The 19,152-nt window shown below is 46.4% G+C and carries 25 protein-coding genes, 1 pseudogene and 1 riboswitch; of the genes and pseudogenes, 6 read left to right on the forward strand and 20 right to left on the reverse strand.

Going from position 1 to position 19,152, the window contains the following annotated elements; all coding sequences use genetic code 11:
* Positions 1-171: 171 nt before the first annotated feature.
* Positions 172-234, forward strand: a riboswitch (Fluoride riboswitch).
* A 62-nt stretch (positions 235-296) separates the two neighbouring features.
* The 3 genes from crcB to B7E11_RS30795 all read left to right on the forward strand — a co-directional run bounded on the left by crcB (position 297) and on the right by B7E11_RS30795 (position 1,508).
* A complete protein-coding gene (gene crcB, locus B7E11_RS13130) occupies positions 297-686 on the forward strand; it encodes a fluoride efflux transporter CrcB (RefSeq protein WP_245809723.1) in 390 nt (129 codons plus the stop codon).
* A 6-nt stretch (positions 687-692) separates the two neighbouring features.
* On the forward strand, positions 693-1,052 hold the full coding sequence (locus tag B7E11_RS13135) for a fluoride efflux transporter FluC (RefSeq protein WP_080835004.1): 360 nt from the start codon (positions 693-695) through the stop codon (positions 1,050-1,052).
* Positions 1,053-1,349: 297 nt separating this feature from the next.
* Entirely contained in the window at positions 1,350-1,508 is a 159-nt protein-coding gene (locus B7E11_RS30795) for a rhodanese-like domain-containing protein (RefSeq protein ID WP_342744467.1), read from the forward strand.
* A 60-nt stretch (positions 1,509-1,568) separates the two neighbouring features.
* Here B7E11_RS30795 and B7E11_RS13145 read toward each other — a convergent pair whose 3' ends face one another.
* The 13 genes and pseudogenes from B7E11_RS13145 to B7E11_RS28960 all read right to left on the reverse strand — a co-directional run bounded on the left by B7E11_RS13145 (position 1,569) and on the right by B7E11_RS28960 (position 9,780).
* Complete coding sequence (locus tag B7E11_RS13145) at positions 1,569-2,003, reverse strand: DUF302 domain-containing protein (protein ID WP_080835575.1); 435 nt, start codon at positions 2,001-2,003, stop codon at positions 1,569-1,571.
* Positions 2,004-2,128: 125 nt separating this feature from the next.
* Entirely contained in the window at positions 2,129-2,518 is a 390-nt protein-coding gene (locus B7E11_RS13150) for a class I SAM-dependent methyltransferase (protein WP_080835011.1), read from the reverse strand.
* 79 nt (positions 2,519-2,597) lie between these two features.
* A pseudogene (locus B7E11_RS30800) lies at positions 2,598-2,843 on the reverse strand (rhodanese-like domain-containing protein); the annotation flags it as partial.
* A gap of 172 nt (positions 2,844-3,015) precedes the next feature.
* Positions 3,016-3,366, reverse strand: coding sequence for a rhodanese-like domain-containing protein (locus tag B7E11_RS13160; RefSeq protein ID WP_245809724.1), 351 nt, complete (start codon positions 3,364-3,366; stop codon positions 3,016-3,018).
* A 22-nt stretch (positions 3,367-3,388) separates the two neighbouring features.
* The gene (locus B7E11_RS13165; protein WP_080835017.1) at positions 3,389-3,706 is read right to left on the reverse strand and encodes a rhodanese-like domain-containing protein; all 318 of its coding nucleotides are present in this window, start codon (positions 3,704-3,706) and stop codon (positions 3,389-3,391) included.
* 33 nt (positions 3,707-3,739) lie between these two features.
* Positions 3,740-4,006 (reverse strand): metal-sensitive transcriptional regulator, encoded by a 267-nt coding sequence (locus B7E11_RS13170; RefSeq protein WP_080835020.1) that lies wholly within the window; start codon positions 4,004-4,006, stop codon positions 3,740-3,742.
* Positions 4,007-4,075: 69 nt separating this feature from the next.
* The gene (locus B7E11_RS13175; protein WP_080835023.1) at positions 4,076-4,552 is read right to left on the reverse strand and encodes a DsrE/DsrF/DrsH-like family protein; all 477 of its coding nucleotides are present in this window, start codon (positions 4,550-4,552) and stop codon (positions 4,076-4,078) included.
* A gap of 123 nt (positions 4,553-4,675) precedes the next feature.
* Complete coding sequence (locus B7E11_RS13180; protein ID WP_080835026.1) at positions 4,676-5,467, reverse strand: sulfite exporter TauE/SafE family protein; 792 nt, start codon at positions 5,465-5,467, stop codon at positions 4,676-4,678.
* A gap of 299 nt (positions 5,468-5,766) precedes the next feature.
* The gene (locus B7E11_RS13185) at positions 5,767-5,994 is read right to left on the reverse strand and encodes a sulfurtransferase TusA family protein (RefSeq protein WP_080835029.1); all 228 of its coding nucleotides are present in this window, start codon (positions 5,992-5,994) and stop codon (positions 5,767-5,769) included.
* Between the two features lie 15 nt (positions 5,995-6,009).
* Positions 6,010-7,131: an MBL fold metallo-hydrolase gene (locus B7E11_RS13190; protein WP_080835032.1), complete on the reverse strand. Its 1,122-nt coding sequence runs from the start codon at positions 7,129-7,131 to the stop codon at positions 6,010-6,012.
* 49 nt (positions 7,132-7,180) lie between these two features.
* Positions 7,181-7,576 (reverse strand): DsrE/DsrF/DrsH-like family protein, encoded by a 396-nt coding sequence (locus B7E11_RS13195; RefSeq protein WP_080835035.1) that lies wholly within the window; start codon positions 7,574-7,576, stop codon positions 7,181-7,183.
* Positions 7,577-7,601: 25 nt separating this feature from the next.
* Positions 7,602-8,183, reverse strand: coding sequence for a sulfurtransferase TusA family protein (locus B7E11_RS13200; protein WP_080835038.1), 582 nt, complete (start codon positions 8,181-8,183; stop codon positions 7,602-7,604).
* Between the two features lie 961 nt (positions 8,184-9,144).
* Entirely contained in the window at positions 9,145-9,780 is a 636-nt protein-coding gene (locus B7E11_RS28960) for a hypothetical protein (RefSeq protein WP_139787170.1), read from the reverse strand.
* Between the two features lie 192 nt (positions 9,781-9,972).
* Here B7E11_RS28960 and B7E11_RS13215 point away from each other — a divergent pair, with 192 nt between their 5' ends.
* Positions 9,973-10,302: an ArsR/SmtB family transcription factor gene (locus B7E11_RS13215; RefSeq protein WP_036684721.1), complete on the forward strand. Its 330-nt coding sequence runs from the start codon at positions 9,973-9,975 to the stop codon at positions 10,300-10,302.
* Between the two features lie 175 nt (positions 10,303-10,477).
* On the forward strand, positions 10,478-12,238 hold the full coding sequence (locus tag B7E11_RS13220; RefSeq protein ID WP_080835047.1) for a SulP family inorganic anion transporter: 1,761 nt from the start codon (positions 10,478-10,480) through the stop codon (positions 12,236-12,238).
* A gap of 676 nt (positions 12,239-12,914) precedes the next feature.
* On the opposite strand, the gene arsC is transcribed toward B7E11_RS13220, so the two are convergent.
* The 3 genes from arsC to B7E11_RS13235 are packed head-to-tail and all read right to left on the reverse strand — an operon-like array spanning position 12,915 to position 14,759.
* Entirely contained in the window at positions 12,915-13,343 is a 429-nt protein-coding gene (gene arsC / locus B7E11_RS13225; protein ID WP_080835050.1) for an arsenate reductase (thioredoxin), read from the reverse strand.
* Positions 13,344-13,363: 20 nt separating this feature from the next.
* Positions 13,364-14,419, reverse strand: a complete 1,056-nt coding sequence (gene arsB, locus B7E11_RS13230; protein ID WP_080835578.1) for an ACR3 family arsenite efflux transporter — start codon at positions 14,417-14,419, stop codon at positions 13,364-13,366.
* Between the two features lie 16 nt (positions 14,420-14,435).
* Complete coding sequence (locus tag B7E11_RS13235; protein WP_080835580.1) at positions 14,436-14,759, reverse strand: ArsR/SmtB family transcription factor; 324 nt, start codon at positions 14,757-14,759, stop codon at positions 14,436-14,438.
* Positions 14,760-14,937: 178 nt separating this feature from the next.
* Here B7E11_RS13235 and B7E11_RS13240 point away from each other — a divergent pair, with 178 nt between their 5' ends.
* Positions 14,938-15,390: a MarR family winged helix-turn-helix transcriptional regulator gene (locus tag B7E11_RS13240; protein WP_080835052.1), complete on the forward strand. Its 453-nt coding sequence runs from the start codon at positions 14,938-14,940 to the stop codon at positions 15,388-15,390.
* Between the two features lie 79 nt (positions 15,391-15,469).
* On the opposite strand, the gene B7E11_RS13245 is transcribed toward B7E11_RS13240, so the two are convergent.
* From B7E11_RS13245 to B7E11_RS13260, 4 genes are all read right to left on the reverse strand, one after another.
* Positions 15,470-16,483 (reverse strand): IS110 family RNA-guided transposase, encoded by a 1,014-nt coding sequence (locus B7E11_RS13245; RefSeq protein WP_080835056.1) that lies wholly within the window; start codon positions 16,481-16,483, stop codon positions 15,470-15,472.
* 234 nt (positions 16,484-16,717) lie between these two features.
* Positions 16,718-17,191, reverse strand: a complete 474-nt coding sequence (locus tag B7E11_RS29565; protein WP_080835059.1) for a hypothetical protein — start codon at positions 17,189-17,191, stop codon at positions 16,718-16,720.
* Between the two features lie 125 nt (positions 17,192-17,316).
* Positions 17,317-18,384, reverse strand: coding sequence for a sensor histidine kinase (locus tag B7E11_RS13255; protein ID WP_139787171.1), 1,068 nt, complete (start codon positions 18,382-18,384; stop codon positions 17,317-17,319).
* Positions 18,381-19,073 carry a response regulator transcription factor gene (locus tag B7E11_RS13260; protein WP_041049405.1) on the reverse strand — a complete coding sequence of 231 codons (693 nt, stop codon included), beginning with the start codon at positions 19,071-19,073 and terminating at the stop codon, positions 18,381-18,383. The genes B7E11_RS13255 and B7E11_RS13260 overlap by 4 nt, the downstream gene beginning before the upstream one ends.
* Positions 19,074-19,152 lie beyond the last annotated feature (79 nt).

Below are 19,152 nucleotides of genomic sequence, written 5' to 3' on the forward strand. Positions count from 1 at the left end.
TAATATCCCTCTAATATTCATTTCATTTTTAGGGCAAAATCGGAACTACTTGTCCAAAAACTATCTTGCTCGGCTGCCTTTTTTTGAGACAATTAAATACCTATCTGGATTTGATATATAAAATACAAATCGAGATTGACTAGAACGGCGATTTCAAATAAGATAAAAACATGTTCATAAGGCGATGGAGTTCGCCATAAACCGTCGGTAACGGCTAATGACTCCTACCAGATTTTTATTCTGGTAGGAGTTTGTTTTTTTCAAAAAAATGGAAAGGAGGGGTCGATTTGATTTATGTGTATCTCGGTGTCGGCGGAACGCTCGGCGCTATTAGCCGCTATTCACTTGGCATTTGGATAGGAGAACGTTTTGGACAAGCATTTCCGGTTCACACGCTAACGATTAATTTATTGGGTTGTTTCTTACTTTCTCTCTTTTATACGCTGACCACGACAAGATTTTTGGTACATCCGCACTTCCGCTCTTCTTTCGGAACAGGATTTGTTGGGTCGTTCACTACGTTTTCGACCTTTAGTTATGAAAATGTAACATTGCTTCAATCAGCACATTATGGATTAGCATTGCTCTACATTGCAGCAAGCCTGCTCGGCGGTTACCTGTTCACAAGCTTAGGTATACGCCTGGGTAACTATGAGAAAGGCAGAATCCAGCAGGAAAGTGAGTAAACGTTAATGGATATTTTATGGATAGGCATTGGTGGGTTTATTGGGGCGATTAGCCGATTTGCTGTCGTGGATGCGTTTAGTCGACGATCAATATCATCGATTCCTTTCGGAACGTTGACTGTAAACCTTGCAGGCTCCTTTTTACTCGGCCTTTTGTATGGGCTGACTTTGAATTTACATCTTACCGCCCTTATGGGAACGGGCTTCTTAGGAGCTTTCACAACTTTTTCTACATTCCAGTACGAAATTGTTCAGATCCGCCGACTATATAAATGGCGCTCTATTGCCTCTTATGTGTCTATCAGTGTGATTTCTGGAATTGCTTTCTGCGCATTAGGTTATGTATTCGGGCATTTGTGGACCTAGACGAACATCAGGAGGATTGCCGCTATGAATTATGCTGTGTTTCAATTCATTAACGATTTGTCAGGACATCTTGTTTGGCTCGAGTCGATTATGGTTCTTGTAAGCAAATACGGTTTGGAGTTATTTGCTATATGGCTCGGATTCGTGTGGATACTTGGCGATGATCGAAGGAGACATATTGATGTGCAGTCGGGGTTCTCCGGGATACTGGCTTTGTTTCTGAATTATGTGATCGTTTGTAAGCCATTCGGTTCATTTACTGTTCCCTCACGCAGCGGATGAGCCCGGCTGAACGAATTGATTCCCTCCAAGCCGCTCATGGTCTATTGCCAAGTCGATTATCGCGGCAACGAGGCTACTCGAATCTTAAGACAGCATGGGTTTGACGCAGCTAACCTGACCGGCGGCTATAAATCCTTCGAGATCGCCTCCTTCCGCCCATCGGCATCGGAGTAAAAAGTGAGGCTGATGCAGAAAGAACCCTGCATGACAGAGTTCTTTCTGCATATTGCCTTATTATTTGCTTTTAACTACGCAAGCAATGAGTCGTTTCTCGATATCCGTCGCAATCGCCATGAGGTTGTCATTTTCCACGAGGCCGATCAGGGCCGTAGGTTTTGGAAGGCCGATCTGGGTTTTCCCCTTCTCCTCATAAACCGCGATCTTGCAAGGAAGGAAATAGCCGACTAAGGAATTTTCAGATAACACGCGTTTGGCTTCGACGGGGTTGCAGACCTCCAGGATGTGAAAATTTTGGTTGAAATCCACGCCCTTCTCCTGAAGTTTAGCCTTCATATCCAACTGCCAAAGCACGCCGAACTTTTCTTCCTTTAGGGCTTCCGTCAATTTCTCAATGGCTTGTTCCGGCGTTTTCTCCGTTTCAACCGTGTAATGAAATGCTTTCCGGGCAATCACGGCATATTGGACATCTGTCGGCCTAATGACCTCCATAATCGAAAATCCATGCCGCTCCATGGATTGTTTCAATGCATCCGCGCTGATGCGATGAAGGAGAGGAGGCCCTTGGGGCGTCTCTTTCTTCTCCCATTCAAGACATAGACAAATACCGCCGGATTTCAGGACGCGTACATTTCTGCAACGGCCCGATCGACGGTTTCTGCTTCATGGAGCACAAGGGATGCGAGCACCCGATCCACAGATTCCTTTTCCAGCGGAATGTTCTCCAATTGTCCTTGAAGGGTCTGAATATGGTTCATTTCACGTTCTTCAGCCTTGCTGCGGATGATATCCAGCATTCGCGGTTCGATATCGAGTGCGTATACGGTACCGCTCGTTCGCTCCGCCGCCGGAAGCGTAAAATAACCGGTGCCGGCCCCCAAGTCCAGTAGTGAAAGCGAATCACGCAAATTGAGTTTATCAAGCAGCGGCTCCGGAGGATTGGCTGCTCTGCGTTCAGGACTCTCCAACTTCGCCATATGTTCCGGATTGAACCTTCGATCATGCATAGGATCTCTCCTCCTTAGCAGTTCCAACAGTACTCATCGAATTAAGCTTACCCATACGATAAAGGGTTAACCCTCCCGTTTATCGCTTCGACACCGGGCCTGTCCAAGCGCTGATACCACCGCGCAAGTGAGCCAGCCGGGTAAAACCGTTCTTCATCAGAATCCGCGCTGCACTTTTGCTTCTCATGCCGCTTCGGCAATAGAGCAGCAGATCCCGATCCTTGGGGATTTCGCAAAGCCGGCGATTCAACTGGGACAAAGGGATATTCTTCGCCCCTTGAATATGTCCTCCCTTGAACTCTCCGGGTTCGCGTACGTCGATAAGAACCGTTTGCTTGGACCCCTAAAGCTCTTGTTTGAAATTTGCCGCACTAAGCGTCTTTAGCCCCTTCGTCGGACCGAATCGGAAATAGAAAAATGCGAGTACCAGAACGACGAGAATGATATTTACCCAAAGGTCGCTGTTCAACTAAAAAGGCCTCCTTTCGCCTTGGCTTTTATGCGCATCCTTTGCCTTCTCCGGTGTATAACTTCCGGAAGCCGCGTCGTCTGAGGATTCGCGCGGCGGATCTTCGCTCGTAATCGCCATCCGCGATGATGAGAACGGAATCCTCTGGCGACAACTCCTTCTTCCAAAGCACCGGAAGACGGCCTAAAGATATGTTAATGGAGCCATTCACGTGGCATGCTTCATAGTCCATGGCATCGCGAACGTCCAACAGTTTCATTTCAGAATTCCGGTCGATGGCTTCTTTCCATGTTTGGGAATCCACCCAATTTAGCCCTTTAGCCGGCCAAATTCGGCGGAGTCCCCAAGAAGCCGGAACAAGAACGACCAGAGAAAACACGATCGCCAACGTTCCTCCTACTTTATTCGCGGACCAACTCGTCCGTCCAGTTATTGAGACCGCCTGTCATGTTTACGACGTTGTATCCTAGTTCGCTAAGCAGTTCGCATGCAAGACCGCTACGGTTGCCGCTTCTGCAAATGACGATGGTTTCGCGCTGGGGGTCCAGTTCATTGCGACGTTCGCCCAGTTGACCGAGGGAAATATGTTTGGCTCCGGCCACGTGTCCTTCCGCCCATTCCACCGGTTCCCGTACATCCAGCAACATCAGAGGTTCTCCTGATTTCAGACGGGCTGCAACTTCTTGCGGAGTAATTTGCTTTGGAATCTTGAATGCCATGTTTTTCTCTCCTTCAGATTGTTATTTGTTGCGTTAGCGGCTCTTAACCAGAAGCTCCACAGCTTCCTTGACCATCTTTCCCGTATCGTTACCGGCAGCCTGTTCCGCCAGGATGCATTGCTGCAAATTTTCCGCAACGATCTGAGCGATTGCCTTGTCCGATGCGTTGCGAACGGCGGACAACTGTGCCACAACTTCTTTGCAGGACTTTCCTTCCTCCATCAAACGCAGCACCCCGCGGACTTGTCCTTCGATTCTGCGCAGCCGGGTTTTGATTTCGTCCGTGTATTCGTAGTTCATGTTCAACATCTCCTTATACGTGTATGGGTATAGTATAAAGAAAAAAATAATAAGTTCATACCCGCTTGTTCAAATGAACAAGTTTACTTTGCCGTTCGCGGCGTCACCCAGATATGCGGCTACTCCTGCATACTCCAGACCATCGATCAATTCTTCCTGTTTCAGACCGAGCAAGTCCATCGTCATCGTACAGGCGACCAGTTTCACGCCTTGTTCTTGAGCCAACTCAATCAACTCGGGCAGCGACAAGGCCTTGTGCTTTTTCATGACATGCTTGATCATCTGGGGTCCCAGGCCGCCGAAGTTCATTTTCGACAAGCCCAGCTTCTTCGCGCCGCGCGGCATCATCCATCCGAACGCTTTTTCGAGCAGGCCTTTGTTCGTCTTGATCGGTTCGGCACGGCGAAGCGCGTTTAATCCCCAGAACGTGAAGAAGATCGTCACCTCGTGATCATACGCCGCAGCTCCGTTCGCAATGATGAATGCCGCAATGGCTTTATCCAAATCGCCGCTGAAGAGCACGATTGTCGTTTTATCTTTTGCCATATCCTCGTCACATACCTTCTCTCTCATGAATTTTTACATATACCCCTATAAGTATAATAGTGAACAATAAAAAAGATTGCAACCGTTTTGCCGCTGCAAATATTTGCAGATACGATTTATCATTCACAAAATCGACGACCACACTTTAATGGCCGTGAGTACGATCAGAACGACCAAACCATATCGAAGCACCTTCACGTTGATTTTCGAACTGACCATCGTGCCGATCGGTGCTCCGATCAAACTGCCGATGACGGTATATACCGTCGCCCACAGAGGGATATCCCCGCCCGTCATTTTCCCGATGACGCCTCCGATAGCCGAAATGAAAACAATCGCGAGCGAAGACGCAATCGTTGTGCGCGTGGGAATTTTGAGAACGGTGAGCATAATGGGAATTAAGATAAACGCGCCGCCGGCCCCTACGATTCCGGAAACGATACCTACTACAAATGCCGCGGTAATGGCAATGATTTTGTTGAAACGGAGGTCGTCCGTTTCCTGTTGTTTCCCCCGGTTGGGAACGAGCATCAGCACGACGGCCAGTACCGCAAGGATGCCGTAAATCAGGTTGATGACATCCCCGTTCAACATACTCGAAACAAAGCCGCCGACCAGGCTGCCGGCAAGAATGCTGCTTCCCATGTAAAAAACCAACTGCTTATTGACGACGCCCGTTCCTCCCTTTTTGCTTTTTTTCCGGAACGCGATAACACCCGCAAGTGAAGCGAAAAAGACTTGGAACATGCTGATGGAGGAAACTTCGTGGGCGGTAAAGTGTGCCGCACCGAAAAGGGATGGAATATACAGTAGGAGGGGATAATTAATAATCGCGCCGCCAATACCGAGCAACCCCGAAAAGAAAGAGCCGCCCAGACCGATGAGCACCATGACAATGAGCAGTAAGAAATCCATGACACCCTCCTGTCGTAAAGTTTTCTATAAGGCGTGACCTCAAGGTGAATACAGGTTATAATTAAGTCCAAGTAAACTAATCAGAAATAAGGTGATCCAATTGCTTCAACAATTAAAAAGCCTATTCGAAGATAAATGCCCGGTGTGCAATCAAAAGTTGAAAACGAAAAACGACATGGCAAGCAGCACGAAAACTTGCCCCCAAGGGCATTATACCGAAGAAAGTTACTGTTCCCTTGGCGTCACTATCGTATATGACGAGGCGAAATAAGCGGGCCCTTCCGGGTACCGCTTATTTTTTATACTTTGCGAACGTAAAATTTATAAACGCCGTCTTCTTCTACGTGCTGAATGAGTTCGTGGTTCGTCTGTTTGACCCACGCCTGAAAATCTTTGACGGAGCCTTTGTCCGTAGACAGAACTTCCATGACTTGACCCGTCTGCAGGCTATCCAACGCTTTCTTTGCCTTGACGATCGGCATCGGGCAAGCCATACCTTTCGTATCGACCGTGATATCTGTATTCATATTCATGTTCCTCCTTTATTTATCATGCACCGCGCAGCGGTTCGGACCGATTTCCATCTCGCGCTGCTCGTCTTCGTTCGGTGTAATCTTACCCATGTTCGTTTGGCGAATCTCCTGATAGGCGTTCGGTTGAGGCGGAAGATTCACGGTTACCGTCCGCCGAAACGTCTCCTCATCCTGAATGTTCAAGCCCGGATTGTCGCGGTACAGATCCGACAAACGGGCCATGACGCGGCCGCCTTCTCCCAGCTCCGTCACTTTGCCGAAGTGTGCCGGCAGTACGATCAAATCCTGAGCCAAGCCTTTGTAACGGTTATACAAGGTGTTGCGAAGATCGTCAACCCAGTCCTCTGCTTTGCCAGCCAAGTCCGGGCGGCCGATCGATTCGATGAACAGGATATCGCCCGTAAGCAGATATTCATCATCTACGATAAACGACGTGCTGCCGACGGTGTGACCCGGCGAGTAAATAGGTTGAATTTTGATCTTCGTATTGCCGACCGTGATGTCACGGCCTTCTTCCAGTTTCTCATATGGGAACGTTACTTCTGTCGCGTCCTTGGGCGGCAGCCAGTACGTTGCGCCTGTTTGCTCCGCCAATTTGCGCCCGCCGGAAATGTGGTCCGCGTGCAGGTGCGTGTCCAGCGTGTGTTTAATGGTTGCTCCCTGTTCCCTGGCGAAGCGTTCGAATACGTCAGTCATCCGGAACGTATCGATCACAGCCGCTTCACCGCTGGAAATCACCATGTAGGAGAGGCAGCCTTTGCCGATCCGCACGAATTGGTACAGGGAGCCGCCGTCTTTCAAATCCCCGATTTTTACCGGCTCCAGATGCTCGCTCCAGGATTTCATGCCGCCTTCCAGATAAGAGACGTTCGTTCTTCCAGCCTCGACCAATTGTTCCGCCACGAATTTGGACGAGCCTTCCTTGGCGCATACCACCAGCAAGCGTTTGTCGCTTGGGATTTGTTCTAACGCTTGATCCACGCTGTCAAGCAAGTCGAAATACGGAATGTTGATGATCTCGACGCTTTCCCCTTCGATTTTCCAATCGTCAAAATCGCTTTGGTTGCGCACATCAAGAATAAAGAGCTCTTCTTTGTTCAGGACGATTTTCGTCAGTTCTCCCGCTGCCATCGGGCGGAGTCCGCTTGCAGTAGTCAATGTTGTTTCCCCCTTTGATGAATTAGAACGTCAGGGTCACGTTTGCGTCCTTCGCGAAATCCAGGAACGTGACGGCTCCACCGACTTCGATTCCTTCAATAAAATCCTCTTTCTTCAGGTTCATGACGTCCATCGTCATTTGGCAGGCGATGATTTTCACGCCCATTTCCTGCGCCATGTTCACCAGTTCCGGAATGGAGGGAATGTTGGCGTTTTTGAAGCCTTCCGCGAAATGCTCTTTGCCCGCGGGCAGCGGAAGCTGGTGATGCGCCTGCTTGTGGATCAGGTTCAGTCCTTCGAAGGTGAAGAAGATCGCCACCTCGGCATCGGTTGCCGCAGATGCGGTCGCGATGTTGAAGACCTTATAGGCATCGAACAGTCCACCGTTGCTTGCGATAATCGCTACTTTCGTGCTCATTTGGAATGACCTCCTTGGTCGATGATTAGATTTGAAAGTCCTTTTCCGTCGGGCCGGACCACCCGGACATGCCAGGCTCCACGTTCTTCACGTTCTTGAAGCCTTTCTCGGCCAGCAATTGGCAAGCAAGATCGCTGCGTGTTCCCGTACGGCATACTACGTGAATGTCATCATCCGGATTGAGCTCGCCGAGGCGCTCTTCCAGCTCCCCAAGCGGAATGGAGACGGCGCCGGGTACGCGGTTAAACGCGTATTCAGCAGGCTCGCGAACATCGAGCACGGTTACGCTACCCAGTTTTTTCTCCAGCTCTTCATTAGTCACGGTGTGAGGATATTTTTTTTCTTCCTTGATCTCATCCGCGCTCGATTTACGGATGAAGTGCCTGAGCACATCGCCATTCTGAATCGTACCCAAATATTGATGGCCGGTATTCTTGGCCCAGCCTTGTATATCAGCCAGTGAACCTTTATCGGTTGCCTGAACCTCGATAACCTGCCCGGATTGCAGCTGATCCATCGCTTTTTTGGTTTTGACGATAGGCATCGGACAGGCCAAACCTTTGCAATCAAGCGTCTGATCGGCTTTGATTTCTGGATGTGCAGTCAAATCGTAACCCTCCTATATTGGTGTTTTTCCGGGGCTTACCTATTCTGTTCGAGTTTACCCAAAAAACTACAAAATCATCATTACATATACCCCTATAGGTATAATAATCGCGTAATGTATTGTTGTCAACTTTGGATTAACTGGGGCTCAAAAGATATAAAGATTATTAATTATGAAACCAATATAAAAACAAAAGCAGACTTTACCAGCCATATCCAGATTTAGCCAATTTTTTGGAATTTATTAACGATTTGTCGGGACATCTTATTTGGCTCGATTCGATTATGGTACTTGTAAGCAAATACGGTTTGGAGTTATTTGCTATATGGCTCGGATTCGTGTGGGTGCTTGGCGATCGAAGGAGACATATTGATGTACAGTCGGGGTTCGCTGGGATGCTGGCTTTGTTTCTGAATTATGTGATTGCCCAGTTCTATTTTGAGCTCGGCCGTTTGTAAGCCATCCGGTTCATTTACTGTTCCCTCACGCAGCGGATGCTTCCTTTCCAAGTGATCATACACCGGGGGCATTCGCACTTGCATTAACGGTACTTATTCGTAAACGCTGGTCCGGATGGTGGGGCTACATTATGTTGGCTTTAGCCAATAGATGCCGAGCTTGAGAAGGATTTCGACATTATTTTTATGGACATCCGAATGCCGGAATTGGACGGCATTCAAGACACATAATACATTTTACTTAATTGTGCGAACCGAAAGTAACCTTGTATTATCGCCATCACAGCGTTCAGTAATTACCACGACAGATTTTAAGAGGCAGGAATAAGTGAAATGATCTCAGCGTTCATGAATGCTTGTCCTCTGTAAGATCCATTCATGACTGGTATCCACCATGTTTTCCAAATCATCATTTGTCAGTTTTTTTGGGGTACATACGTTCCAATGGCTGTAATACGCCAATGAAACACCAATATCCCCCCTCTTCCTCCTGATTGAAGTTGCTACGAAATCGGAAATTTTTGTTGATATTCATGCAGTTCTTTTTGAAAACGCTGGAAGGGACTGGATAACACTTTTATATTCCGTTTTAATTTGTTTTTCTTTTTCCGATTATGCTGACACTCGTGGAGTTGATCAATCTGTTTATCGATTTTTTCCCGTAGGGTTAGGATAAACCCGATCGCAATGTGAGATTTAGCCAGTTCATGAAGATCAATAGCAAGAGCCTCACTCAAATTGCGAAGATCTGGAAGATATAACGACTTTGTCACATAAAAGACCTCTGGCGTAAAGTCCTCACGGTAATCTTGTCCCGGGACTTGCTCCCAAAAGTCATTCCATTCTCGTAGAAGACCAGTTTCATACAAAAAGAACTTTAAAAAACCGCATAACCATGCCGTACAACTTGTATTTCGTTTTTGGCATCCAACACCTTTGACAAGATGTCGGCACCCTTGACAACAGGAACCTCCATTGGCGATACAAACTTTACAAATGGAATTGGACCCGATCTCATGTAACGCATGAATCCCCATTGTTATGACGGTTTGTCTGCTTACCTGCATGAAAGGTGTAGTCGATTCGCGAGAGGATGACGAATCTTGATGTGACGAGTCCTTACTCGTTGAGTCCGGCATTCGCACCCACTCCTTATGTTATTTTGGAAAAATCAAATAATCAGATATTTGAATATTATAGGTATTATACAGGAGCTTCAACCAAATCACAATCCATGCGCCGGTATGCCCTTCTTTCCAGAATGTTTTTGGGTGGAGTTGTGTTATGATATTTATATATTCAAAAATATAGCGATCAAGGAGGCGTTAGCCATGAATCAAAATATCCAACAGTTTAAAGCCGATTTTTTTAAGGCGCTGGCGCATCCCATGCGGATTCGAATCCTGGAGGTTCTGAGTGAAGGAGATAAAAACGTAAATGAGATACAGAGTATTTTAGGCTCAGAGGGTTCAGCCGTTTCTCAGCAGTTGGCAGTATTGCGAAATAAAAATGTGGTGACAGGCTTAAAAGATGGTACTTCTGTCATTTATTCGTTACGTGACCCGTTGATTAAAGATTTGCTCGCAGTCACAAAGCAGATCTTCGATAATCATCTCGTTGATGCCATTTCATTACTTGAGGTCATTCGAAATGAATCTTAAACTGAAAAACAAGGGGTTCCATAAGCAACATCAAGGATCACCTTGTTTTTTTGTTTTGCAGCCGGAAACATGCGGGGCGACACGAGATTATTACGATTGACATTATTCGATGACAGGAGTAACATTTCACATATATTCAAATAATCAAATATATGAATAAGAGAAGGTAATTCAGATGAAATGGACGGGAAGATTTGAAGGATACCATGCGGCCGCATTCCGCAAGGATCTCATTTCAGGCCTCATTGTTGGTATTATCGCCATTCCATTAGGGATGGCGTTTGCTATTGCGTCGGGTGTAAAACCGGAATATGGCATTTATACCACCATCGTTGCCGGTATCTGTATTTCCTTGTTCGGGGGTTCTAAATTTCAAATTGGCGGACCGACCGGTGCATTTATTCCGATCCTTTTTGCGATCGTCATGGAATATGGATACGAAAATTTATTGCTTGCAGGATTTTTGGCGGGAATTATACTTGTTCTCATGGGGCTATTTAAACTCGGTGCGTTGATAAAATTTATTCCTCGCCCTGTAACCATCGGATTTACCGCTGGAATTGCCGTCATCATCTTCAGCGGACAAATTGCCAACTTTTTAGGTTTGAGCGGTATCAAGAAACATGAGAATTTTCTACCCAATATGAAGGAAATTGTAATGCATCTCGCAACTACGAATCTCTACAGTATTATCACAGCGGTCGTCTGTTTGGCAGTTATCCTCCTAACACCGAAATTTTTACCGAAGGTCCCTGGTTCCTTGGTAGGGCTTATCGTATCCACTATAGTGGCGACCGTATTCTTTAAAGGGGAAGTTGCAACGATTGGATCGTCATTTGGAGCTATTCCAAGCACCTTACCCCATTTTCATATCCCTGATCTAACCTGGGATCGCATTGAAAATTTGATTCGCCCCGCCTTTACTATTGCCATGTTGGGGAGCATCGAATCTTTATTATCGGCGGTTGTTGCCGACGGCATGACCGACAGTCGTCATAACAGCAATCGGGAACTGATTGGGCAAGGCATCGCCAATATCGTAACCCCTCTTCTTGGAGGCATACCAGCAACAGGAGCCATTGCACGAACAGCAACCAATATCAAAAACGGTGCGGTCTCACCTTTGTCGGGTATAATACATGGCATTGTTGTGCTGCTGGTGCTCATTTTGTTTGCACCTTATGCATCGCAGATCCCACTTGCTAGTATGGCACCGATTCTAATGCTGGTTGCCTGGAACATGAGCGAACGAAAAGAATTCGCTCACGTCTTGAAAACCAAAACGAGCGATTCTTTTGTCCTCCTCATTACCTTTTTGCTAACGGTCTTTACGAATTTAACGACTGCCGTTGAAGTCGGGTTAATCTTAGCCGTTATTCTATTTGTGAAGCGCATGAGCGACGGTTTACTGGTTTCCAAGGTATTGCCTGACCCAGCAACTAAACATGAAAAAGTGAAAGCTCATATGGTAACCGAAGGCCACGATTGTCCACAAATTGGGATCTATACCATCGAAGGTCCTCTCTTTTTCGGCGCCGCGAACATGTTTGAAAAGTCCATTATGGATACGATTCATCTAAGACCGAAAGTGTTACTGCTGCGCATGGGAAAAGTACCTTTTATGGATACGACGGGTGAATCAAATCTGTCCAGTTTGGTGAAGCATTTCGAGAAATTTGGTGGGATTATTCTTGTATCCGGAATTCAAGCTCAGCCTTTAGATGTATTGAAGAGAACAGGGTTGTATACGCTGATTGGGGCTGAACATTTTTTTGGACATACCGGCGAGGCACTTAACTTCGCGCTATTGCAACTGGATTTGAATAAATGTCTAGGTTGTAAACATTTTGCTTTCCGTGAATGCGCGGCGTTATCAAACAAGGAGTCTCAAAAAGAAGTGATCACCAGTTTAAAGGCTGATCCAGCAAGGACATAGCCTAATCTCATTCGAAATCGCCCTAAAGACGAAATGAGGTGAATGGCTATGCACTTGCACGTCAGCAATACAAAGTGATCATGGCTCATCCGCTGCAAAAGGTGTCAATGAGCATCAATCGCGTATTATGACTCGCGTCGTTTATTCAGTGCAAGACAATGAAAGATTTAAAAATATTGTTTTGTGTCGACTTGTCAGAAGGTCACGTGAATCTCGAACACTATTCATATTGTTTCGACAAGAACAGTTTCTAGACAATATCGAAAATTAAAAGGTTACAATGATTGTCGGGCGGATAAATAAAAAAGTGTTCTAACAATCTTATCGTTTATTTAAGCAAAAATGAGATCGACTGCGAGGCGCTCTCTCGTCCAATTGAAACAGTAACATACAGACACGCCCATGCTCGGATTCTTTTGTTACACAGCCACTTTCACGTCATCCTCGGCAAATGATTGCGAATGATTCCCACTATAATATACGGTTGCGTAAGCAGAGTTCGAACAAAATAAATAAGAGTTGTCGGGATGAACGGTTTCTAAAGCAAAAGCTTTAACATGTACAGCAATCCATCCTAAACCACTCCTCATGTAGACGTGAATGGGCTTAAGGGTGAGGATACATTTCTTTCTTTACTGACAATGTTTAGTTTACAACTTTACATTCCCGTTCAAATTTACCGACCTTCGGCAAGAAACTTTTCGATACGCGACTTAATCGCATCCCGAACCGCTCGAAAATGGCTCGTGATTTCTTCCTCGGTACCGGTCGCCTTGGCAGGATCATCGAAACCCCAATGCCATTTCACGACGTTTTTATTCGAAATCACCGGACAATGCTCGTCTGCATGTCCACATAACGTTATTACATAGTCAGCTCGATTCAAAATCTCCGGATCGATGACATCCGATGTATGGCTGCTAATATCGACGCCGGCTTCCTTCATCACCTGAACGGCGCGCGGATTCAGCCCATGTGCCTCTAACCCGGCGCTTTTTACTTCGTAGCGATCAGTACCGAGAGCCTTCAAAAAGCCATCCGCCATTTGGCTGCGGCAAGAGTTTCCTGTACAAAGGAAATAAACGAGTTTTTTGTTTTCTGACATGATGAGTCCTCCTGTTTATATTAAGCTGCTTGCTTTGAAAAATACTTCCGCTGGAATCGGAGCGCGACGTTGACTAAGGCAATCATCACGGGGACTTCCACAAGAGGACCGATGACGGCCGCAAATGCTGCGCCGGAATGAATACCAAACACCCCAACGGCAACGGCAATCGCCAGCTCGAAGTTATTCCCCGAGGCGGTAAATGCCAGTGTAGAAGTAACCGGATAACCAGCCCCGGCTTTTTTGCCCATGAAAAACGAGATCAGGAACATGACAACAAAGTAAATCAAGAGCGGAATCGCGATCCTCACGACATCGAACGGCAATTGGATAATCATTTCGCCTTTCAGCGAGAACATGACGAAGATCGTAAACAATAACGCGATCAGCGTAATGGGGCTAATTTTCGGAATAAAGACCGTTTCGTACCAGAACCGTCCTTTTGCTTTTACAAGAGAATAGCGAGTAATCATTCCGGTCAAAAACGGTATCCCTAGATAAATGAACACACTCTTGGCAACTTCGGCCATCGTAATGTCAACAACGACACCTTCCAACCCGAACCATCCCGGCAAAATCGTAACAAAGATAAAGGTGTAGACGGAATAAAACAAAACTTGAAAGATCGAGTTGAAAGCAACGAGTCCCGCCGCGTACTCGGCATCCCCTCTGCACAAATCGTTCCAAACGATGACCATTGCAATACAACGGGCTAAACCGATCATAATCAGGCCGACCATATATTCCGGATAGCCTTGGAGGAAAATAATAGCCAGAAAAAACATTAAGATCGGGCCAATGAGCCAGTTTTGAATCAATGAAATGGTTAACACTTTGCCATTTCGGAAGACACGGCCGATTTCTTCGTATCGTACCTTCGCCAGCGGCGGATACATCATTAAAATAAGGCCAAGCGCAATCGGTATCGATGTGGTTCCGACTTGAAATTCATTCAAACCAACGACAAAGTTAGGAAATACGTAGCCCAGGCCAATCCCCAACGCCATCGCAACAAAAATCCATAACGTCAAATAGCGGTCCAGAAACGAAAGCCGCTTTCTCTCTTGTTTGCTCACTTGCTGCATACCCCCTTTACTCGCATGTAACTGTCAGTCCTTGTTGCTCCAATTTCCGCAGCTCCTCGGATAGATCGGGCAAATGGGACAAGGCATAACCGATTTCCTCTAACCGCTTCTCATTGATCGAATAGAACACCCATTGCCCCTTTCGCGTTTCGCGGACCAGTTCAGCCGTTTTTAGACGGCTTACATGTTTGGAAATGGCTGGCTGGGAAATGTTAAAGATGGGAACCAGTTCACACACGCAGCAATCGCGAATACGGAGCAAAGAAAGGATTTTCAGCCTTGTCGGATCGGCAAGAGCTTTCAGAATATCCGCTATCTTTTCAAATTCCATTGGCATTCTTATCACCCCAAACTTAAAACCTTATAACCATATTGTTATTTATATATGATAAAAAGTCAATACGGAAAATGATACTTTTATATTCCCTCTACAATAGCCTGTCTAAGACAAACCCTTTCCGGAGTACTTATTTTTTTGCAATGCAAACTGGTTCATGAGGTGAAGCACCGTGGAAAATGTACGCGAATTATTTCAAATCATGACTCGTCGCTTTGGCTTTCTGGATAAAAACTGCTGTTCTGCCGGTGGCTGCGACATCTCCTTAATTCAAAGCCATATTCTTTACGAAATTGATCGCCAGCACAAGCCTTCCATCCAGCAAGTAGCAGAGGCATTAGGGACCGATATCACGACATTCAGCCGACAAGTCCAGTCGTTAATCAAGATGAAATTAGTAAAAAAAACGCCCGATCCCGATGACCGGCGGGTGAAGCTGCTTTCCTTAACGACAGAAGGAAAATATGTTGCAGCGTCGATTGACCAGCAAATGAATGACTATTTAAACGAAATTTTCTCACATATGAACGATTTTGAAAAAGATACCATCATTCGCTCGGTCAAGCTATTAAACGAAGCGATGGCGAAAACCGGCCAATGCTGTTCAACCCCTTCTTGTGGGTGATCTTTTTTCTATAATACTTGTAATTTGCAAACAATTTAAGAAGGACTTGGAATGTCAGCGATTTTCGATGCAATCGTTATCAGGGGTGGGCAAGCCGGTCTTGCTTCCGGATACTACTTGAAGAAGAACGAGCTGCAATTTTTTTGAGCCCCTTATTGCCTTTGTTCGTCTTCGAGCTTCTCTTCTTACCGGCACTCTCGTTATTTCCTGGACAAACCGCGGCCCACGAAGCCAGATGATTCTCAGAGGGAAATACGGACATGTCTGCACCGATCTCCGCCAGAATGCTCGCCGCAGCATCCTCTTGAATTCCCGGAATGGTCTTCAGTAGGCCAATTTCCTCTCTGTATGGCTTTAACAGCTGGTCGATCTCTTTTTGCAAGGCTTCGATATGGCCTTCCACTTGATGCATGTGCTCCAAGTGCCGTCCAATCATAAAACGATGGTGGGCGCGCAAACGACCGTTTAATGCTTCAATCAATTGTGGCACTTTGTTCTTTAATTGAGCAAACACCATGTTTTTGACGGAGTCAGCATCCAACACTTCGCCGTTGACTATAGCCTCGAGGAGCGCAAGCCCTGACTTCCCAAATAAATCGGAGACGTAAGTGGTTAGCTTTACGTTCGCATCCTGTAATATTTTGTGTATGCGATTTTTCTCTGAAGTGATCTGCCCTTGAAGTTTTCTGCGGTATCGCGTCAAATCTCGAAGATCACGGATATTCACGGGCGGTACGAAGCTAGGCTCGATAAGACCACAACGTAACAGACCTGCGATCCAAGCTGCATCCTTTACATCCGTTTTTCGTCCCGGCACGTTCTTGATCTTCTTTGCATTTCCCAACACGAGCAAAAATTGGCCTTCGAGAATGTTCCAAACCGCTTTCCAATAGATTCCAGTACTCTCCATAGCAACATGAGAGCATTGGTTCTCTGTCAGCCAATCTGACAACTCCAAGAGTTCCTTCGTCGTTGTCCCGAAAGTGCGTATCGCTTGCTGTGGCTTACGATCCAACGGGCCGGATAATACACATGCGACTACGGTTTCTTGGTGTACATCTAACCCTGCACACCGTTCTAATACGGCATCCATACTTCATCCCTCATTAAATCGAATGTACAGGTCATGCAACGGAGAGAAATGTATTTTTATACACGTGCTCAGGCAACAATCGGCGGTTCTCAGCGTTGCAATAGGGCGGTTTTTTATTCGGGTTTGGTATCACCAAAAAAGAGTCGACCTTTGACCTGTCATTACCAGTATCGGGCGGGGATTCGTCTTTAAAACAAGCTTTTACCATTTTCATTCATCGCGGTGACCGATAGGTCATGAAGGTTTTTTAATGATCATCTTGCCATTATCTGCAATTTGTGTCCACGCAGCCCCGCTATTCGTAGAGAGATAGACATCCTTTTGTTCCGTTGCGATGGCCAGCTCCGTTGAATTTGCTGGGTTCTGGGCAATATACGTAATCTTATCCTTGGTCGGCGTTTTGATCCGCTCCGGAACGTTATTTTGTGTATTGATTTTGGACAACGAAACGTCTGAATCCGCCGCAGAAAAACCCATATAGTCGTGTTTCTCTCCCGGGGCATCGCTCCACACTCCATCTGCATAAACTTTTAACCCGTTATGAACCGGGATGAACAGACGTTTGCCGTCTGCGGAATAACCAAGGCCATGCAGATGCATAAAGGTTGTTTCGGTATTGGAGTTCGGACCTTCCGCCAGTTTGTTCGAGCATGCTATCATCCCGATGAATAATGCAACCGCTAATGAAAGCATCGCCATCTTTTTCAAATCATTTCCCCGTATCTCTATAAAAAGGGATCTCTAGCAAGTATCCCCTATTTCTTTCCAACTCATTCGATAATTGAAGTTCCTCAAAGTGTAACCGATACTTTTGAAGATTCTGTGTTGATCGTCTACTTTCCCTTGGGAAGCCGTAATGTAAACGTTGTTCCATGCCGACTCTCCGCCGATATGTTCCCGCCGTGAGCTGCGACCAATTCCTTTACAATGGTCAACCCAAGACCGCTGCCCCCGGTCCGGCGATTACGGGACTTATCCGCCCGATAAAAGCGTTCAAACACATAGGGCAAATCCTCTTGTGGGATTCCCATCCCCGTATCATGAACTTGGATCAAAACATGCTCGTTGTCCTCGCTCCCCTCAACGCGCACTTCTCCGTTTTCGGGTGTAAATTTCAGAGCGTTACTAAGCAGATTCACAAGAATTTGAATCATGCGATCATGATCAACATAGACACGGATGTGAGGGCTTACGAATCCACTTAAACGGACGTTTTTTTCACGATAGGCAGCAGCAACCAGTTCTATACCTCTTTCAATGATTGCCGACAGCGACTCTTCTTTTCTGATCAATTGAAAACCGGGTGATTCCACATGGGTCAGGTCTTCCAGTTCGGCAACAAGTTGCGCTAATCGTTCGATCTCTTCATAGCAGGAATGGATACGCTCCGGAGTAGGCTCCCAAATCCCGTCTTCCAAAGCGCGCATATGGCTTTTGAGCGTAGCCAACGGGGTTCGTAACTCATGAGCAATGTCTTCCGTCATCGTAACGCGTAGCTGCTCGTGCTGTTGAAGTTGCCCTGCAAGGGTATTGAGTGATGCGCCCAAATCTGCGAGTTCGTCTTTCCCGCGAATGACCACTCTTGAGTTCCATTCCCCTCCCGTCATTCGTTCCGCGATACGTGTCATATGCACAAGAGGAGCCGAAATCCGCCTGGCCACATAAAAGCCGAGAAATATCGCAAGGACAATAGAAAACAGACACGTCCAAATGATCGTTTGCATGAGTGCTTGTTCTAAATGGTAATCGAGTTCTGGAAATTGATGACTCATGCCTGCTTGCGTTTGATACATCGAGAAATGATAGTGTGTGGTTAAAATGAGACTGATGGTTGAAATCAAGACGATACCGGCAGCAATCCCTATAATCATCAGCGCAAAACGGGTATGCAGCCTGTTCATACTGTACCACCTGCAAAACGATAGCCCGTCCCATACACCGTCACAATATATTTAGGCGATTTAGGATCGTGTTCTATTTTTTGCCGGATGTTTTTCACATGTTGATCGATCGTGCGAATATCGCCTTCAAAATCATAACCGAGCACTCTTTCCACGAGTTCTTCCCGCGAAAAAATGCGCTGCGGATGTTTGGCCATGATCAATAGCAGCTTATATTCATTCGGAGTCAAGCTCACCAGTTCACCGCCGCGGTATACCTGCTGCTTCAATGAATCGATTGTCAGCTCCCCCTCATGAAAGGCGAGCCGGTCAGCAAGCAAATGATAGTCGTCGGTCCTACGTAAGATGGCCCGTACTCGTGCTACCACTTCACGCGGATCGAAAGGTTTGATCAAGTAATCATCAGCTCCAACGGATAATCCCTTGATCCGATTATTTCCCGAAACTTTGGCGGTCAGCATCAGAATCGGCACGGAATGGATTTGACGTATCGATTGGCAAACTTGCTCGCCCTCCATATCAGGAAGCATGAGATCGAGAATGACGAAATCAACCGATTCGTTGTGCACGATTCGGATGGCGTCTGCTCCAGTTTCGGCTTCAACCGTCCGATAGCCTTCTTTACTTAAATAGGACACAACGACATCTCGTATTTTGGGCTCATCATCAACAACTAATATGGTTTTCATCATTAACCTCCAAGAATACATGAAGTCTAACCGTACCTTCTCCAAATTCATCCAAATGGATTAAAGGGCCCGAGGTTTC

It is taken from the genome of Cohnella massiliensis, assembly GCF_900169535.1.
GTDB lineage: Bacteria > Bacillota > Bacilli > Paenibacillales > Paenibacillaceae > Cohnella > Cohnella algarum.

Bases quoted from the DNA above. Each gene is read 5' to 3' on its own strand.
- B7E11_RS13135 (WP_080835004.1), top strand. From the start codon at position 693: ATGGATATTTTATGGATAGGCATTGGTGGGTTTATTGGGGCGATTAGC.
- B7E11_RS13150 (WP_080835011.1), bottom strand. From the start codon at position 2,518: ATGCATGATCGAAGGTTCAATCCGGAACATATGGCGAAGTTGGAGAGT.
- B7E11_RS13260 (WP_041049405.1), bottom strand. From the start codon at position 19,073: ATGAAAACCATATTAGTTGTTGATGATGAGCCCAAAATACGAGATGTC.
- B7E11_RS13255 (WP_139787171.1), bottom strand. From the start codon at position 18,384: ATGAACAGGCTGCATACCCGTTTTGCGCTGATGATTATAGGGATTGCT.
- B7E11_RS13175 (WP_080835023.1), bottom strand. From the start codon at position 4,552: ATGGCAAAAGATAAAACGACAATCGTGCTCTTCAGCGGCGATTTGGAT.
- B7E11_RS13215 (WP_036684721.1), top strand. From the start codon at position 9,973: ATGAATCAAAATATCCAACAGTTTAAAGCCGATTTTTTTAAGGCGCTG.
- arsC (WP_080835050.1), bottom strand. From the start codon at position 13,343: ATGTCAGAAAACAAAAAACTCGTTTATTTCCTTTGTACAGGAAACTCT.
- B7E11_RS13190 (WP_080835032.1), bottom strand. From the start codon at position 7,131: ATGGCAGCGGGAGAACTGACGAAAATCGTCCTGAACAAAGAAGAGCTC.
- B7E11_RS13185 (WP_080835029.1), bottom strand. From the start codon at position 5,994: ATGAATACAGATATCACGGTCGATACGAAAGGTATGGCTTGCCCGATG.
- B7E11_RS13245 (WP_080835056.1), bottom strand. From the start codon at position 16,483: ATGGATGCCGTATTAGAACGGTGTGCAGGGTTAGATGTACACCAAGAA.
- B7E11_RS13170 (WP_080835020.1), bottom strand. From the start codon at position 4,006: ATGAACTACGAATACACGGACGAAATCAAAACCCGGCTGCGCAGAATC.
- B7E11_RS13195 (WP_080835035.1), bottom strand. From the start codon at position 7,576: ATGAGCACGAAAGTAGCGATTATCGCAAGCAACGGTGGACTGTTCGAT.
- B7E11_RS13220 (WP_080835047.1), top strand. From the start codon at position 10,478: ATGAAATGGACGGGAAGATTTGAAGGATACCATGCGGCCGCATTCCGC.
- B7E11_RS28960 (WP_139787170.1), bottom strand. From the start codon at position 9,780: ATGCCGGACTCAACGAGTAAGGACTCGTCACATCAAGATTCGTCATCC.
- B7E11_RS13165 (WP_080835017.1), bottom strand. From the start codon at position 3,706: ATGGCATTCAAGATTCCAAAGCAAATTACTCCGCAAGAAGTTGCAGCC.
- B7E11_RS13145 (WP_080835575.1), bottom strand. From the start codon at position 2,003: ATGGAGGTCATTAGGCCGACAGATGTCCAATATGCCGTGATTGCCCGG.
- B7E11_RS13235 (WP_080835580.1), bottom strand. From the start codon at position 14,759: ATGGAATTTGAAAAGATAGCGGATATTCTGAAAGCTCTTGCCGATCCG.
- B7E11_RS13180 (WP_080835026.1), bottom strand. From the start codon at position 5,467: ATGGATTTCTTACTGCTCATTGTCATGGTGCTCATCGGTCTGGGCGGC.